At 70.6% G+C, this 14,909-nt stretch carries 12 protein-coding genes and 1 pseudogene; 5 read left to right on the top strand and 8 right to left on the bottom strand.

Annotated elements, in window-relative coordinates:
* Positions 1-24: 24 nt before the first annotated feature.
* The 3 genes from C6376_RS37500 to C6376_RS37510 form a co-directional block, all read right to left on the bottom strand.
* Complete coding sequence (locus tag C6376_RS37500) at positions 25-1,806, bottom strand: ABC transporter ATP-binding protein (protein ID WP_107447461.1); 1,782 nt, start codon at positions 1,804-1,806, stop codon at positions 25-27.
* Complete coding sequence (locus tag C6376_RS37505; RefSeq protein ID WP_107447462.1) at positions 1,803-3,677, bottom strand: ABC transporter ATP-binding protein; 1,875 nt, start codon at positions 3,675-3,677, stop codon at positions 1,803-1,805. Before C6376_RS37505 ends, C6376_RS37500 begins: the two co-directional genes overlap by 4 nt.
* A gap of 528 nt (positions 3,678-4,205) precedes the next feature.
* Positions 4,206-4,700, bottom strand: a complete 495-nt coding sequence (locus C6376_RS37510; RefSeq protein ID WP_107447463.1) for a MarR family winged helix-turn-helix transcriptional regulator — start codon at positions 4,698-4,700, stop codon at positions 4,206-4,208.
* A gap of 93 nt (positions 4,701-4,793) precedes the next feature.
* Between C6376_RS37510 and C6376_RS37515 the strand changes: the two genes are divergently transcribed.
* Together C6376_RS37515 and mltG are read left to right on the top strand one after the other, a co-directional pair.
* Positions 4,794-6,596, top strand: coding sequence for an ABC transporter ATP-binding protein (locus tag C6376_RS37515; protein WP_107447464.1), 1,803 nt, complete (start codon positions 4,794-4,796; stop codon positions 6,594-6,596).
* A gap of 53 nt (positions 6,597-6,649) precedes the next feature.
* Positions 6,650-7,546, top strand: coding sequence for an endolytic transglycosylase MltG (gene mltG, locus C6376_RS37520; RefSeq protein ID WP_107447465.1), 897 nt, complete (start codon positions 6,650-6,652; stop codon positions 7,544-7,546).
* Positions 7,547-7,584: 38 nt separating this feature from the next.
* Here the strand turns inward: mltG and C6376_RS37525 are convergent, their stop codons facing one another.
* A complete protein-coding gene (locus tag C6376_RS37525) occupies positions 7,585-8,661 on the bottom strand; it encodes an NAD(P)-binding domain-containing protein (protein ID WP_107447466.1) in 1,077 nt (358 codons plus the stop codon).
* A gap of 97 nt (positions 8,662-8,758) precedes the next feature.
* Between C6376_RS37525 and C6376_RS37530 the strand changes: the two genes are divergently transcribed.
* A complete protein-coding gene (locus tag C6376_RS37530) occupies positions 8,759-9,181 on the top strand; it encodes a secondary thiamine-phosphate synthase enzyme YjbQ (protein WP_107447467.1) in 423 nt (140 codons plus the stop codon).
* A gap of 186 nt (positions 9,182-9,367) precedes the next feature.
* On the opposite strand, the gene C6376_RS37535 is transcribed toward C6376_RS37530, so the two are convergent.
* Together C6376_RS37535 and C6376_RS37540 are read right to left on the bottom strand one after the other, a co-directional pair.
* On the bottom strand, positions 9,368-9,667 hold the full coding sequence (locus C6376_RS37535; RefSeq protein WP_107447468.1) for a hypothetical protein: 300 nt from the start codon (positions 9,665-9,667) through the stop codon (positions 9,368-9,370).
* A gap of 356 nt (positions 9,668-10,023) precedes the next feature.
* Complete coding sequence (locus tag C6376_RS37540) at positions 10,024-11,067, bottom strand: MBL fold metallo-hydrolase (protein ID WP_107447469.1); 1,044 nt, start codon at positions 11,065-11,067, stop codon at positions 10,024-10,026.
* Positions 11,068-11,293: 226 nt separating this feature from the next.
* Here C6376_RS37540 and C6376_RS37545 point away from each other — a divergent pair, with 226 nt between their 5' ends.
* Positions 11,294-12,217 carry an AraC family transcriptional regulator gene (locus C6376_RS37545; RefSeq protein WP_159083377.1) on the top strand — a complete coding sequence of 308 codons (924 nt, stop codon included), beginning with the start codon at positions 11,294-11,296 and terminating at the stop codon, positions 12,215-12,217.
* Positions 12,218-12,811: 594 nt separating this feature from the next.
* On the opposite strand, the pseudogene C6376_RS45930 reads toward C6376_RS37545, so the two are convergent.
* Together C6376_RS45930 and C6376_RS45935 are read right to left on the bottom strand one after the other, a co-directional pair.
* A pseudogene (locus C6376_RS45930) lies at positions 12,812-13,266 on the bottom strand (PP2C family protein-serine/threonine phosphatase).
* Between the two features lie 43 nt (positions 13,267-13,309).
* Positions 13,310-13,783 (bottom strand): GAF domain-containing protein, encoded by a 474-nt coding sequence (locus tag C6376_RS45935; protein ID WP_254076237.1) that lies wholly within the window; start codon positions 13,781-13,783, stop codon positions 13,310-13,312.
* A gap of 840 nt (positions 13,784-14,623) precedes the next feature.
* Here C6376_RS45935 and C6376_RS37560 point away from each other — a divergent pair.
* A complete protein-coding gene (locus C6376_RS37560; protein ID WP_020125862.1) occupies positions 14,624-14,827 on the top strand; it encodes a cold-shock protein in 204 nt (67 codons plus the stop codon).
* The last annotated feature ends 82 nt before the right edge of the window (positions 14,828-14,909 follow it).

The following is a 14,909-nucleotide window of genomic DNA, read 5'->3' on the forward strand; positions in this document are numbered from 1 at the left end:
CCCCCGGGTGAGGCCCGTGCCTGCTCACCCGTGCCACGAACGCCAGAGGGCCGCGTAGGCCCCGCCCGCCGCGACCAGCTCCGTATGACTGCCGAGCTCGCTGATCCGGCCGTTCTCCACGACGGCGATGACGTCGGCGTCGTGCGCGGTGTGCAGGCGGTGGGCGATGGCGACCACGGTGCGGCCCTCCAGGACGCGGGCCAGGGACCGTTCGAGGTGACGTGCGGCTCGGGGGTCGAGCAGCGAGGTCGCCTCGTCCAGGACCAGCGTGTGCGGGTCGGCCAGCACCAGCCGGGCCAGTGCGATCTGCTGGGCCTGGGCCGGTGTGAGCGGCACGCCGCCGGAGCCGACCTCGGTGTCGAGACCGTCGTCCAGGGCACGCGCCCAGCCGTCCGCGTCGACGGCGCCCAGGGCCGCCCACAGTTCGGCGTCGTCGGCGCCGGTGCGGGCGAGCCGGAGGTTGTCGCGCAGGGCGCCGACGAAGACGTGGTGCTCCTGGTTGACGAGCGCCACGTGCGAGCGGACACGTTCGGCGGACATCTGCGACAGCTCGGCCCCGCCCAGGGTGACCCGGCCGTCGCGGGGCGCGTAGATCCCGGCGAGCAGCCGGCCCAGGGTGGACTTGCCCGCGCCGGACGGGCCGACCAGGGCCAGCCGGGTGCCGGGGGACACTTCGAGGGATACCTCGCGCAGCACGTCGACGCCCTCGCGATAGCCGAAGTGGACCTGGTCGGCGAGCACCTCGCGCCCGTCCGGCGCCACCCCGGCGTCCCCCGCGTCCGGCTCGATGTCGCGCACCCCGACGAGGCGCGCCAGCGACACCTGGGCCACCTGGAGCTCGTCGTACCAGCGCAGGATGAGGTTCACGGGGTCGACGAGCATCTGCGCCAGCAGTGCGCCCGTCGTGAGCTGACCGACGTCGATCCAGCCCTTCAGCACGAACGCCCCGCCGAGCATGAGGACCGAGCCGAGCACGGTGACGTGCACCATGTTGATCACCGGGAAGAGCACGGACCGCAGCCACAGGGTGTAGCGCTCCCACGCCGTCCACTGCTGGATGCGCTGGTCCGAAAGCGCGATGCGGCGCTCGCCTAGGCGGTGGGCCTCGACGGTGCGGCCCGCGTCCACGGTCTCGGCGAGGGCAGCGGCCACCGACGCGTAGCCGGCGGCCTCGGAGCGGTACCCGGCCGGCGCCCGCTTGTAGTACCAGCGGCATCCCGCCACCAGCAGCGGCACCGCGACGAGCACCGCGGGCGCCAGCGGCGGCGAGGTGACCACGAGTCCGCCGAGCAGCAGCAGGGCCCACATCACGCCGATCGTCAGCTGGGGCACGGCCTCCCGCATGGCGTTGGCCAGCCGGTCGATGTCGGTGGTGATGCGGGACAGCAGGTCGCCCGTTCCGGCCCGCTCGAGCACGCCGGGCGGCAGCCGGACCGACCGGACGAGGAAGTCCTCGCGCAGGTCGGCCAGCATCCGTTCACCGAGCATCGCGCCGCGCAGCCGTACCTGCCGTACGAAGGCGGCCTGGACGGCCAGGGCGAGCACGAACAGCGTCGCGGTGAGCCCGAGGTGCAGTTCTCGTGCTCCCTCCGACAGCCGCTCCACGGTGCCGCCGAGCAGCCAGGGGCCCACCATGGAGGCGACCGTGGCGACCGTGTTGACGAGCAGGAGGAGCAGGAAGGCGCGCCGGTGCCGACGCAGGAGTTCGGCCACGTAGGCGCGTACGGTCGCGGGGGCACCGACGGGCAGGGTGTTCGCCGTCGTCGGTGCTGCCGGGTCGTAGGCGGGCGGCGCCACGCCGATCATGCCGTCTCCTCGATCTCTTCGAGCTCGTCGCGTGCGAGTTCGTCGGCTTCCAGGTTCTTCAACACATCGCTCAGGGGGGCCTGCTCCGTGTCCGGAGCCCCGCCTGCCACGGAAACGGGGCGCTTACCCCGGGCGGCCTCGTCGTCGGTCTCCCGGGTCACCACGGCCCGGTACCGGGGCTCGGAGTGCAGCAGCTCGCGGTGCGCGCCGATCGCGACGGCCTCGCCCTCGTGCACGAGCACGACCCGGTCGGCGCGGTCCAGCAGCAGCGGAGAGGAGGTGAACACGACGGTCGTACGGCCTTCACGCAGGTCGCGCATGCTCTCGGCGACGCGGGCCTCGGTGTGCGAGTCGACGGCTGAGGTCGGCTCGTCGAGGACGAGAACCTCGGGGTCCGTGTACAACGAGCGTGCCAGCGCGAGGCGTTGGCGCTGCCCGCCGGACAGGGACCGGCCGCGTTCGGTGATGCGGGCGTCCATCGGGTCGTCGGCGTCGAACGAGCCCTGGACGAGCGCATCGAGGACGTCTGCGCACTGGGCGGCGGCCAGCGCGGCCTGCGCGTCGACCGCGCCGGAGGCGGGCACGTCGAGCAGATCGCGCAGCGAACCGGACAACAGCACAGGGTCCTTGTCCTGGACGAGGACGGCCGATCGCGCCGAGTCCAGCGGCAGTTCGTCCAGCGGGACACCGCCGAGCAGCACCGACGGGCCGTCCTCCGGGGGGTGTCCGCCGAGGCGTTCCGCCAGTCGTCCGGCCGCGTCCGGGTCGCCGCACACCACCGCCGTCAGCTGTGAGGCCGGGGCGAGGAGACCGGTCGCCGGGTCGTACAGGTCGCCCGTGGGAGCATCGGCCGGCCGCGACCCGTCGATGTCCTTGGACCGCTCGAGGGACAGCACGCCCGCGGCCCGGGTCGCCGACGGGCGGGAGAACGAGTACGCCATCGCGATCTCCTCGAAGTGCCTGAGCGGGTAGGTCAGGACCATCACGGAGCTGTAGACCGTGACGAGTTCACCGACGGAGATGCGGCCCTCGCCCGCCAGGTGGACGCCGTAGCAGACGACCGCGATCAGCAGCAGGCCCGGCATCAGCACCTGGATGGCGCTGATCAGCGACCACATGCGCGCGCTGCGCACGGCCGCGTGCCGGACCTCCTGCGAGGCGCTGCGGTAGCGCTCGAGGAACAGTTCCTCGCCGCCGATGCCACGCAGCACCCGCAGGCCGGCCACGGTGTCCGAGGCGAGTTCGGTGGCCCGTCCGGCCTTCTCGCGCTGGTGGTCGGCCCGCTGGGTCGCCTTGGGCAGCAGGGGCAGGACCGCCAGGGCCAGAGCGGGCAGGCCCACGGCGACGACGACGCCGAGCGCCGGCTGGTAGACGAACAGGCCTACGCAGACCAGCAGCACCGTGATGGCCGCGGCGGTGAAGCGGGACACGGCCTCCACGAACCAGCCGATCTTCTCGACGTCGCCCGTGGAGACCGCCACGACCTCGCCGGCCGCGACGCGCCGGGTCAGCGCGGAGCCGAGGTGCGAGGCCTTGTGGGCGAGCAGTTGCTGGACCCGCGCGGCGGCGGTGATCCAGTTGGTGACGGCGGCGCGGTGCAGGAAGGTGTCGCCGATCGCGGTGGCTGCACCGCACAGCGCCATCACCCCGCCGGTGAGGGCCAGTCGGGTTCCGGAGCGGTCGATGACGGCCTCGACGGCGAACCCGACGCAGAACGGCTGCGCGGAGACGGCGACGAAGTGCAGCAGGCCCCAGGCGAGGGCCTTGAGCTGGCCGCCCAGCTGGTTGCGGCCGAGCCACCACAGGAAACGGGGGCCCGAGCGTACGTCCGGCACACCCGGGTCGGGATACGGAAGGTCTTGGATCTGCATGACGTCCCAGTGGCTCGAGTCAGAGGGGGGAGGGGGAGGACGGGGAGAGGGGAGAGAGGAGGGGGGAAGGACAACCGGAAAAGGCGACGGACGTGTTTGCGGGGAGCGGCAGCAAACCGTGCAAGGTTGACGGCGCAGGGTGATCGGAATCAACCGGTTTTCCATGGCGGCGGCAGAATCCGGCAGCCGTCCGATGAGGTCGCCATGTCCGTAACCTTCCCCGGAAGTCCGGAAAGTGATGCGAGCGTCACCCGATGCGAGATGGTGAAGTGCGGCGCGCGGGAGGCGTCTTGGCGGTCCGCGCTTTTCTGCTCGCGGCGTCGGCCGCCTGCGGCGTGTACTGCGTTGCGGGCCTGTCGGGTTGCGTGAGCCCGCAAGGCGGCCGATGGTGTCCCGGTCGGGGTCGTCCCCCGGAGGCTCGGCAAGGAAGCCGCCTGCAGAACAGGTGACGCGCGGCGGCTGCGCCGTGGGGCGCGGCCGTTCCCGAAGCGGTGCCGCATGAGCGACCGCGGCCCGTTCGCGCGTGGTTCAGCAGGTGTGGTCCGGGGTCCGCTTCGCGTGGGGCGCCCCGTGCCCCGGTTGCGCCGGGTCGCCCACGCCCACCAGGGCGTCCAGCAGTCCGCTCAGGACCTGGCGCTCGAGGTCCGTCAGTGGATCCAGGATCTCCTCCGCGGCGGATCTCTTCGCGCCCTGCAACTCCCGCAGGGCCGCACGGCCGTCCTCGGTGAGCTCGATCCTGATGACCCGGCGGTTGGTGGGGTCGGGTGCCCGCCGCACCTTGCCGCTCGCCTCCAGCCCGTCGACCAGTGTCGTGACGGCCCGTGGCACCACCTCCAGCCGCACGGCGAGGTCGGCCATGCGCGGCGGCGCGTCGCAGTGCGCCAGCGTGCGCAGCAACCGGGACTGGGCCGGGGTGACGCCGAGCCCGCTCTGCTGCAGATGGCGCTTCTGGATGCGGTGCACCCGACGCGTGAGCCGCAGCAGCTGCTCGGCGAGCAGTCCGTCGGAATCGGGGGTGGTCATGGGGGAACAATATCAGGATGCCGTTCATTGTGAGTATAGGTAACAATGAGCTATGCTCCGTCAATCCTCATCGTCTCCCCCTCCGTAGGAGCCATGCCCCGCGACCACATCGACTGGACCCCCTCGCCCGGCGCCGCACCCGACCAGCCCCGGCAGGTGCGCCGCATCCTCGGACTCTTCAAGCCCTACCGCGCCCGCCTCGCGGTGGTCGGCCTCCTGGTCGCCGCCTCGTCCCTGGTCGCCGTGGCCACCCCGTTCCTGCTGAAGGAGACGCTCGACGTCGCCATTCCCGAGGGGCGCACCGGCCTGCTGAGCCTGCTGGCCCTCGGCATGATCTTCAGCACCCTCCTCAGCGGAGTCTTCGGCGTCCTGCAGACGCTGATCTCCACGACGGTGGGCCAGCGCGTCATGCACGACCTGCGCACCGCCGTATACGGGCGTCTGCAGCGCATGTCCCTCGCCTTCTTCACTCGTACGCGTACCGGCGAGGTGCAGTCCCGCATCGCCAACGACATCGGCGGCATGCAGGCCACCGTCACCTCCACCGCCACGTCCCTGGTCTCCAACTTCACGAGCGTGGTCGCCACGATCATCGCGATGGTCGCGCTCGACTGGCGGCTGACCGTCGTCTCCCTGGTCCTGCTGCCCGTCTTCGTGTGGATCAGCCGCCGGGTCGGCAACGAACGCAAGAAGATCACCACCCAGCGGCAGAAACAGATGGCCGCGATGGCGGCCACGGTCACCGAGTCGCTGTCGGTCAGCGGCATCCTGCTGGGCCGCACCATGGGCCGCGCCGACTCCCTCACGCGGTCCTTCGCGGCGGAGTCGGAGCAGCTGGTCGACCTCGAGGTGCGGTCGAACATGGCCGGTCGCTGGCGCATGGCCGTGATCGGGATCGTCATGTCCGCCATGCCGGCCGTCATCTACTGGACGGCGGGCATGGCGCTCCAGGTCGGCGGCCCCGACGTGTCGCTGGGCACCATCGTCGCCTTCGTCTCGCTCCAGCAGGGCCTGTTCCGGCCCGCCGTCAGTCTGCTGTCGACCGGCGTGCAGGTCCAGACCTCCCTGGCGCTCTTCCAGCGCATCTTCGAGTATCTCGACCTGCCCATAGACATCACCGAGCGCGAGGAGCCGGTCCGCCTCGACCACATCAAGGGCGAGCTCCGCTTCGAGAACGTCACCTTCCGGTACGACGACGAGGGCGAGCCGGTCCTGGACGGCGTCGATGTGACCGTCCCGGCCGGCGGCAGCCTCGCGGTCGTCGGTCCGACCGGCGCCGGCAAGTCCACGCTCGGCTATCTGGTGCCGCGTCTGTACGACGTGACCGGAGGCCGGGTCACACTCGACGGCGTCGACGTGCGCGACCTCGACTTCGACACGCTCGCCCGCGCGGTCGGCGTCGTCTCGCAGGAGACCTACCTCTTCCATGCGACGGTCGGCGACAACCTGCGCTTCGCCAAGCCGGACGCCACCGACGAGGAGCTGTACGCGGCGGCGCGAGCGGCGCAGATCCACGACCACATCGCGGCACTGCCCGACGGGTACGACACGGTCGTCGGTGAACGCGGCCACCGGTTCTCCGGCGGCGAGAAGCAGCGCCTGGCGATCGCCCGCACGATCCTGCGCGACCCGCCGGTGCTGGTCCTCGACGAGGCGACCAGCGCGCTGGACACCCGCACGGAGCACGCCGTGCAGGAGGCCATCGACGCGCTCTCGGCCAACCGCACCACGCTCACCATCGCCCACCGTCTGTCCACCGTTCGGGGCGCCGACCAGATCGTCGTCCTCGACTCGGGTCAGGTGGCCGAACGGGGCACGCACGAGGAGCTGTTGGAGCAGGGCGGCCGGTATGCGGCGCTGCTGCGGCGAGACTCACGACTGGAGCCGACAAGATGAAAATATGCCCGGTTATGCCAGATTTGTGAGGTTATCGGGGTTACCGTGCCCGCATGCAGATGAACACTCCGCCACCGAGCACGATTCGACTGACGCGCCGGGGCCGTCTCGTCCTCATCGCGACCGGAGCCGTCGTGGCCGGCACCGCCGTGGCGGTGCCGCTGCTGAGCGTCGAGGCGCCGCAGGAGAAGGCGGCCAAGGCGCCGCCGACCCTGGTCGTTCCCGAGGGCTGGCGGGCGAGCCAGGTCTACGAGGCCGTGGACAAGGCGCTCGCGCTGGCCCCCGGCACCACCAGAAAGGCGCTGCCGGGGGCCGGTCTGAAACTGCCGAACGATGCCGCGGGCAACCCCGAGGGCTATCTCTTCCCGGCGACCTACCCCCTGGACAAGAAGTCGACGCCGCGGACGCTGCTCACCTACATGGTCGACACCGCGAACAAGAGGTTCAACGGAGCACCCGTCGCGGCCGGCGCCCAGCGCAACGCCCTGAACGTCTATCAGGCGGTCACCGTCGCCAGCCTCGTCCAGGCCGAGGCCGCCACCAAGGCGGACATGGGCAAGGTGGCCCGGGTCGTCTACAACCGCCTCGAGCGCGGCATGCCGTTGCAGATGGACTCGACCATCAACTACGCGCTGAACCGCTCCACCCTGAAGACGACCGGGAGCGACACCCGTATCGAGAGCCCCTACAACTCCTACCAGCGCATGGGTCTGCCGCCGACCCCGATCGACAACCCGGGGGAGGAGGCGATGCGCGCCGCCATCAGCCCGACGCCGGGCGACTGGCTGTACTTCGTCACGGTCAGGCCCGGCGACACGCGCTTCACGTCGAGCTTCGTGGAGCACCAGCGCAACGTCGCCGAGTTCGACCGCGGCCGCCAGGCCCCTCGGAAGAGCCCTCGGTCAAACCCCGCGCAGACCCCGAGGGCCACGTCGGCGGCGGCCGGATGAGCTGACCGGAGCCCGCTGCCGGGCGACCCGGCGGGCCATCAGGCGGCGGCCGGTTCCCGTGTCAGCAGCCGCCGGATGTCCCGTACGGCGGCGCGCCCGGCCCGGTTGGCGCCGATGGTGCTGGCCGACGGTCCGTAGCCGACGAGGTGGACGCGTGGATCAGCGACCGCGCGCGTGCCCTCGACGCGGATCCCGCCTCCCGGCTCCCGCAGCCGCAAGGGCGCGAGATGGTCGACGGCCGCACGGAAGCCGGTCGCCCAGAGGATCACGTCGGCGGCGACCTGCCGGCCGTCTTCCCAGGCAACGCCGTCCGGGGTGATCCGGTCGAACATGGGCAGCCGGTCCAGCACGCCGTCGGCCAGCCCCTGCCGGGTCGCGTCGTTCAGCGGCAGCCCGGTCACCGAGACCACGCTCTTCGGCGGCAGTCCCTGCCGCACCCGCTCCTCCACGAGGGCGACGGCGGCGCGGCCCGCGCCCTCGTCGAAGGGTCCCTCGCGAAAGACCGGAGGCCGCCGTGTCACCCACGTGGTGGCGGCCGCGTACGGCGCGAGCTCCAGGAGGTGCTGCGTACCGGACGCGCCGCCGCCCACCACGACCACCCGCTGTCCGGCGAACGCCTCGGGCCCCGGATAGCGAGCGGTGTGCAGCTGCCGTCCGCGGAAGGTCTCCTGCCCCGGATAGCGCGGCCAGAACGGCCGGTCCCAGGTGCCGGTCGCGTTGATCAGCGCCCGCGTGGACCACGTGCCGTCGGAGGTCTCGACCAGCAGCCGCCCGTCGGCGCCCTCCCGCACGGCCTTCACGTCGACGGGCCGCCGCACGCGCAGGTCGAAGGCGCGCTCGTAGGCGTCGAAGTACCCGGCGACCACCTCGGAGGACGGCCGGGACGGATCGGCGCCGGTCAGCTCCATGCCGGGCAGTGCGTGCATCCCGTGCACCTTGCCGTAGGTCAGCGAAGGCCACCGGAACTGCCAGGCGCCGCCCGGCCCGGGGGCGTGGTCGAGCACCACGAAGTCGCGCTCCGGCTCGAAACCGCTGCGCCGCAGGTGGTAGGCCCCGGCCAGACCGGCCTGACCCGCCCCGATGACGACCACCTCGACCTCACGCACATTGTTCACGCTTCTACCAACGGCGTGACAGGTGTGGATCTTCCCGGAGCGCCGCCGGCCTCCGTCAGGCGCGTGCGCAGTCGGCTCATGCGTCAGGATGGAGGGCATGTCAGACGCGTTCACCACCCGAGTCCTCCATGTGTCCTCCGGCTCCCGGGAGAGGGTCGTCGACCTCACCGGTGACTGCGAGGCGTTCCTGAGGGAGGCGGCCGACGGCCGCGACGGCCTCCTGAACGTCTTCGTGCCGCACGCCACGGCCGGCGTCGCGATCATGGAGACGGGTGCCGGCAGCGACGACGACCTGCTGACCGCCCTGCACACGCTCCTGCCGGCCGACGACCGCTGGCAGCACCGGCACGGAAGCCCCGGCCACGGACGCGACCACGTGCTGCCGGCCCTGGTCCCGCCTCATGCAACTCTGCCGGTCGTGGACGGGAGGCTGGAACTCGGAACCTGGCAGTCCGTGTGTCTGGTGGACACGAACCGGGATAATCCCCACCGTCAGGTCCGCTTGTCGTTTCTCGGGTAGCCCTGGTGCGGCCACGACTGTAGGGCCGAATTCCGGCCGCACCAAGTGAGTGGGTGCGGGGCGACGACGTCGACGGTCGATGTGGATGTGCGAGAGACCGGGCGGCCGACGGGCCGAATTCGGGCGGCAGGGGCTGTTGATGGAGTGAACGGTCTGTCGGCAGGCCGGACGAGTTCTCGACACGGTTCACGGCGGTCGAACGAGGAGGCGCCCGGACGACTGAGGGTTCGCCCGGGCGACGCCGCTCCAGCGAGCGCATTCCTGCTGGTGGGAACCTGTGTTCGTCGCATTGGCGACGGAGACTTCTTCAGTGGTCGTCGTGTTGACGCGGGTGTGGCGGTGGAGGAGGGTGAGGGGCCAGGCGGGCTCGTGGGGCTCGGCGCCGTCGAAGGGATGCCAGTCCCACGGGCCGTCGAAGCGCCAGGCGCGGCCGGCGTTGTCGGCGACCTCGTCGTCGGGATCAAAACTCTCGCCTTGTTCCGCCATACGGGGGGTCGTACGAGCGGCCTGCGGGCAGGACGACTACCAGCCGCCGGGGGCGTGGCAGCCAGCCGGTCTCCTGGGGCGTGGCGTAGTGGGCGACGTCGCACGTGTCCGCTCGGCCCGGACTCGGCCGAGATTTCCGCGAGCCGCTCGGCGAGGTCCTTGTGCTGGAGCAGCGGGACCCCGTCCGAAGGGGAGCCGCCTTGTCCGGACCGATCCCCGCATGTCCACGCATCGGTGCCGTCGCTCGCCCTTCGTCCGGGTGCGCAGCCCGCGCTCGCCACTCCTAGGTCGTCGAGTTCAACGCACGGGACCGGCCCGCCTGTCACACCTCGGGCGGGCCGGTCCGGTATGGCTGGTCAGGGGAAGTTGACCGGCGCGTCCGTAAAGCTGGAGACCAGCAAGGCGCCGACAGAGTCCGCTGTGAAGGTGTCCACCGCGGCGATCTTGGTGCCCCAGCGGTCGATCAACTCGGAGGTCGCCGACTGTGCGATCCGGTCGAACCAGACCTTCTGGATAGCCCAGCTGTTCTCCTGCTCGGCCACGGACTGCATCGCGTCGGCGTACGCGATCCTGTTGCTGGTCCGTAGGGTCGTCGTCCACATGTCGAGGAAGAACTCGCGGGACTGTGCGACCTCGGCGCGGGTGCCCGTGCGGTACACGTGACCGCCGCAGAAGGTGTCGAAGTCGAGGTCCAGGATGGCGTCGTGGGCCTTGAGCAGGCCGGGGATGCTGTCGGCGTTGCCCCAGGCACGGTAGGGCGCCCAGCCGGGCATGGCCACGTCGGTCATGACGGTCAGCCGCAGCCCGGGAAAGTGGACGATGATGTTGCCCGCCTCGTGGTTGGGGCCGGGGTAGATGAGGTGGATCTCCTCTCCGCCGATGTGGATCACCGCGTGGTCCTTGCGGATGACCCACTGAGGCAGGGGCCGGGCGGGGTCGTTGGAGAGGGAGAGGAGGGTGGCGGTGTCCTTGTGCGCGATCACCGTCGCCTTGGGGTGGTCGCCGACGGCGCCGATGTGGTCCGCGTGGTCGTGGGTGTAGATGACATGGGTGACCGGCTTGTGTGTCACCGACGGGATGGCGGCCTTTATCGCTGCCCGCGCACTGGGAGGCGCGTCGACCAGGACCACGCCCTCACGGGTGACGACGAAGACGCACTGCGCGATTCCCGATATGAGCACGTAGCCGTTACGACCGACGCGCTCCAACCGGTAGCCGTCTCCGGTATTGGGCAGCGGCTTCACGTGGTCCGGTAGGGGCAGAAAATCCGTGGTGCCGGATGCGGCCGGGGCGGCGACCGCGGGGGCCGCGCTGAGCAGCCCCGTCGCGGCTCCAGCTCCCAGGGCGAGTGCGCCCGCGGCGGCACCACCACGGCTGATCAAGGAACGACGACCAATCATTGGAATCTCCGGGGGAGGGGGGAACGGACAGGCCGGCCGGGCACTGCCAAGGATTCGTCACGCTCACCGCCCAGGCCTATGGACACAGATCGCGGACGTATGGATTCTTCGTGCACCGGATGAAATCATGGCCGGGATCAGGCGGCTCGCAGGTCGCACGCGCCACCCCCGCGTCGCACGCGTCGCCTCAAGTCACCGACCGCCGCCGTCCACAGGGGGCCCCACGTTGCGCACCGACCCCGTCATCGTCCTGCCGCCGGGCGGGCATGAGCTCCTGATCGACCGGCTGCCTGCGCCGCACCTCACGCTTCACGTAACGCTGCTGGACGACGTGACCGTGGCCGCCCAGACCTGCCCTGTCCGTGGCCCGCACCGGCACGCTTACCACGAACTCTTCTGGAGCCGAACCGGCACTGGTGTGCATGTGGTGGACGGTGAGCGCACGGTCGTTGGTCCCGGGACGGTGCTGGTGCTCGGCCGGGGGCCGGTGCACTTCCTGGAGCAGGCGAGGGAACTGACCGGCGCGGTGGTCCGCTTCGGCGCCGAGTTGCTGCATGACGGACTGCCCACTCGCTCGTACCCCGGCCGCCTGCTCGGTGCCCAGGACCGGCCCGTGGTGAACGTTCCGCCGGGCGACACCGTGCACCTCGACGCCGTGATCGGGGCACTTGCCGCAGAGACCCGGCGCCCGTTGGCCAGCCGCGGCGACGATGTCCAACGGCACCTGCTGCTGTCGTTGTTGGGTTGGATCGGCCGCTGGTATGACCACGACGAGTCGGACGTCCCCGGCGGCAACGCCGACGCCGACGTGCATCTGTATCAGCGCTTCAACGCCCTTCTGGAACACGACTTCGCCCGCCACCACGATGTCCGCCACTACGCCCGCGCACTGGGTGTCTCCGAAAGCGTCCTGTGGCGTGCCGTGTCCAGCGTGACCGGAAGTTCCACCCGCACTCTGATCATCGAGCGCGTGATGCTGGAGGCCGCCCGCCTCCTGCGCTTCACCGATCTGGCAGTGGGTCAGGTCGCCCACGAGGTCGGCGTCCGCGATCGCCTTTACTTCTCCCGCGCCTTCAAGCGCCAGTACGGGACACCGCCGCGGGCTTATCGCGAGCGGTTCCATGGGATGACGGACGACGGCGGGGCGTAGGACGGTCCATTGCCCCTTCCCCGCAACTCCGTGACCCGGGGCTGTACTTCGGCGGCTGACGTCAGAACCTCGGCAGCGGTATTGATCTCGTCCATGGCCGTCATCGGCGATCTCGTGTTCCCAACGGCCCATGTCAGCGGCAAGGGTTGCGCTCGCGGGCAGGTCAGGAACGGATGACGCGTCGTCTGTGGCTCCCACGGACCGGCACAGAGCATTTCCCTGCGGCCTGCCCAGGAACCACCGAGTTGTTCCCTCCCCCACTTTTCAGTTCTTGGCCGGTACGGCGGTGTCGCCTGCCATCACGATCTCTCCTGCGACGTATTCGGACGGCACGCACGCCGGGAGCGGGCTGGCTCGGCCGGAACGGACAGAGGAGGGAACCGGCCAGACGTATGAGCCGTCGCATGCCCGCCGTTCCGACCAAAGCATCCTGGGAGTCGGGCGGGACAGAACAGCACGCCTCACTGCCGTATCCGACCGGGCATGTCACACGCTCGGGTTACCGGCCCTCGCGACGGTTCTCGCTGCTGCCGATGTCCGGCAGAACCCGTCGCCCCGCCCGGACCGCCGGGAAGGCGGACGCGGACGAGACGCTCAATGTCGCCGTCCGCGGTGCCGGGGCGTACTCGGTGAGCAGGCGGGCGATGTCGTCCACCCTGTCGGCGGACCGGCAGGCGTCCCGCAGCAGTGCGTCGGCCAGATCCTCCAGGCGGTCCCCGTTCCGCGGGCCGGCGACGCCCGGAGTCGGTGGACGTCGGAACCGATGTCCGATGCACGCCTCTCGACCAGTCCGTCCGTGTACAGGACCCGGATCGACCCGGGTACGAGGCGCAGCTCCGACTCCGGAAAGTGTGCCGCTGTGTCGATGCCGGGTAGAGGGCCGCCGGGCACATCCAGGATCTCGGCCTGTCCGTCGGGCGGGCGCAGCAGCAGCTTGCGAGGAGCGCCGGGTCGAGGTCCATGTGGAGCCGGTTGGTGTTGGCGACGACGTCGGTCGGCCGGTGGCCGGCGGTGGCGTAGGCCCGCACCGCGCTGCGCAGCTGGCCCATGGCGGCCGCGGCGGCGACGTTGTGCCCTCGACGTCCCCGACGATCAGCGCGACCTCGTCGCCGGTGGGGATGACGTCGTACCAGTCGCCGCCGACAACCCTGTCCCGTCCGGCCTGGCCGTCCACGCCACGGCCATGGTGCCGAAGGTCCGCTCGCCCGCCCGTACAGGGACCGATGCAGAGCCGAACGGGGAGGGCAGGGCGACCGAGAGTTGCGGGAAGCGCCGCATCGTCTCCTCCGCGCCGGCCAGATGGACCATGCGCCCGGAGTGGTACGCCTCCGCCACTGGCAGACCGCTGTTCACCGGGATCCGACGCCACCCGCTGAGCAGGGAGGGCGGCGACCCGCACGACGCGGCCACTACGAGCGAGCGGTGGTCGCCGGAGAGCAGAAACACGCTTCCGGTATGCGCTCCGGTCAGCTCCGCGGCACCGACGACGGCACTGACCAGCGCGTCGTCGCGCTCGGGCGCTTCGCCGACACTTACGGCGCCGAACGGGTACAAGTTCGATGCCACACCGCTGGCCGACGGGTTGCCCTCGATCGCCGGTGGACAACTCGTTCCATTTTTGGACAGTCCTTAGCTCCCCGGGGACAGGTGCCGGGCCGGGAAAGTCCGCCAGCACCCACGGACCGAGCGGCAAGCGTCTGCGTTTCCGCTTGGCCAGCCAGAGCAGGGGTCCACCCGATCGGGATCGACCTGCCGGAGAAGCCGCCCGCCACCGCTCGCGCGATGCAGGCGGATTCTGACGGCTTCGGCACCCACCCGAAAGGACCTCGAAAAGCTTGCTGACCTGGTATTTTTCACGCTTCCGTGTCATGTGGCGTGCTGCCGCTGACGTATCAGGTGGAGATTCCGCGCTCGGGTACCCTGGCGGTTGTCTTCACGGAGTTCGGCGGACACGAACCGCGACAACGCGGACCGCCGGGTGCGTCTGAGCTTCCAGGGCCACTGAGTCGCCGCGGACGGCCTCCCGGGCGGAGTGGCACCCGAGGCGATCGGCGGCCCAAACGCCCGGGGGTTCGTACCGCCCCTGTGGTCCGCGCTGATCCGCGCCGTCCGTGATCCCCGCAGCCCCTGTGTGGCGCGCGGTCCCCGCGGTCCGGGCAGTCCTCGTGGCCAGGGGGGCACGCGAGGCATGCGTGGCGCGCGCGGTGGAAGGTAGTGCGTTTGTGCATGCCGTGGTAGTCTGGACCTAGTTGCAGTTGTGGTTCCCGAATCTTCAAGTGCCTCTACGGCCGTAGCCGTGGGGCGTTTTTTGTATCTCCGGTGCTTATCCGGACGGGGTTCATTTGTGGCAACACAAGAGGTTCGCACGGTGTGAACCTCTGGGCACTGCCCCGAAGGAGATGTGACATGGCTACTGGCACCGTCAAGTGGTTCAACTCGGAAAAGGGCTTCGGCTTCATCGAGCAGGACGGCGGCGGCCCCGACGTCTTCGCCCACTACTCGAACATCGCCACCCAGGGCTTCCGTGAGCTCCAGGAAGGCCAGAAGGTGAACTTCGACGTCACGCAGGGCCAGAAGGGCCCGCAGGCGGAGAACATCACTCCCGCCTGATGCCGAAGCGCGCGCGATAGCTGGGGCCCCACCGTTCGGTGGGGCCCCAGCTTCCTGCTTTCTGCGTTCCCGCTGGAACGCT

Source organism: Streptomyces sp. P3, assembly GCF_003032475.1.
GTDB lineage: Bacteria > Actinomycetota > Actinomycetes > Streptomycetales > Streptomycetaceae > Streptomyces.

Coding starts and splice junctions, on each gene's coding strand:
- C6376_RS37500 (WP_107447461.1), bottom strand. CDS start 1,806: ATGATCGGCGTGGCGCCGCCCGCCTACGACCCGGCAGCACCGACGACG.
- C6376_RS37505 (WP_107447462.1), bottom strand. CDS start 3,677: ATGCAGATCCAAGACCTTCCGTATCCCGACCCGGGTGTGCCGGACGTA.
- C6376_RS37510 (WP_107447463.1), bottom strand. CDS start 4,700: ATGACCACCCCCGATTCCGACGGACTGCTCGCCGAGCAGCTGCTGCGG.
- C6376_RS37515 (WP_107447464.1), top strand. CDS start 4,794: ATGCCCCGCGACCACATCGACTGGACCCCCTCGCCCGGCGCCGCACCC.
- mltG (WP_107447465.1), top strand. CDS start 6,650: ATGCAGATGAACACTCCGCCACCGAGCACGATTCGACTGACGCGCCGG.
- C6376_RS37530 (WP_107447467.1), top strand. CDS start 8,759: ATGTCAGACGCGTTCACCACCCGAGTCCTCCATGTGTCCTCCGGCTCC.
- C6376_RS37535 (WP_107447468.1), bottom strand. CDS start 9,667: ATGGCGGAACAAGGCGAGAGTTTTGATCCCGACGACGAGGTCGCCGAC.
- C6376_RS37540 (WP_107447469.1), bottom strand. CDS start 11,067: ATGATTGGTCGTCGTTCCTTGATCAGCCGTGGTGGTGCCGCCGCGGGC.
- C6376_RS37560 (WP_020125862.1), top strand. CDS start 14,624: ATGGCTACTGGCACCGTCAAGTGGTTCAACTCGGAAAAGGGCTTCGGC.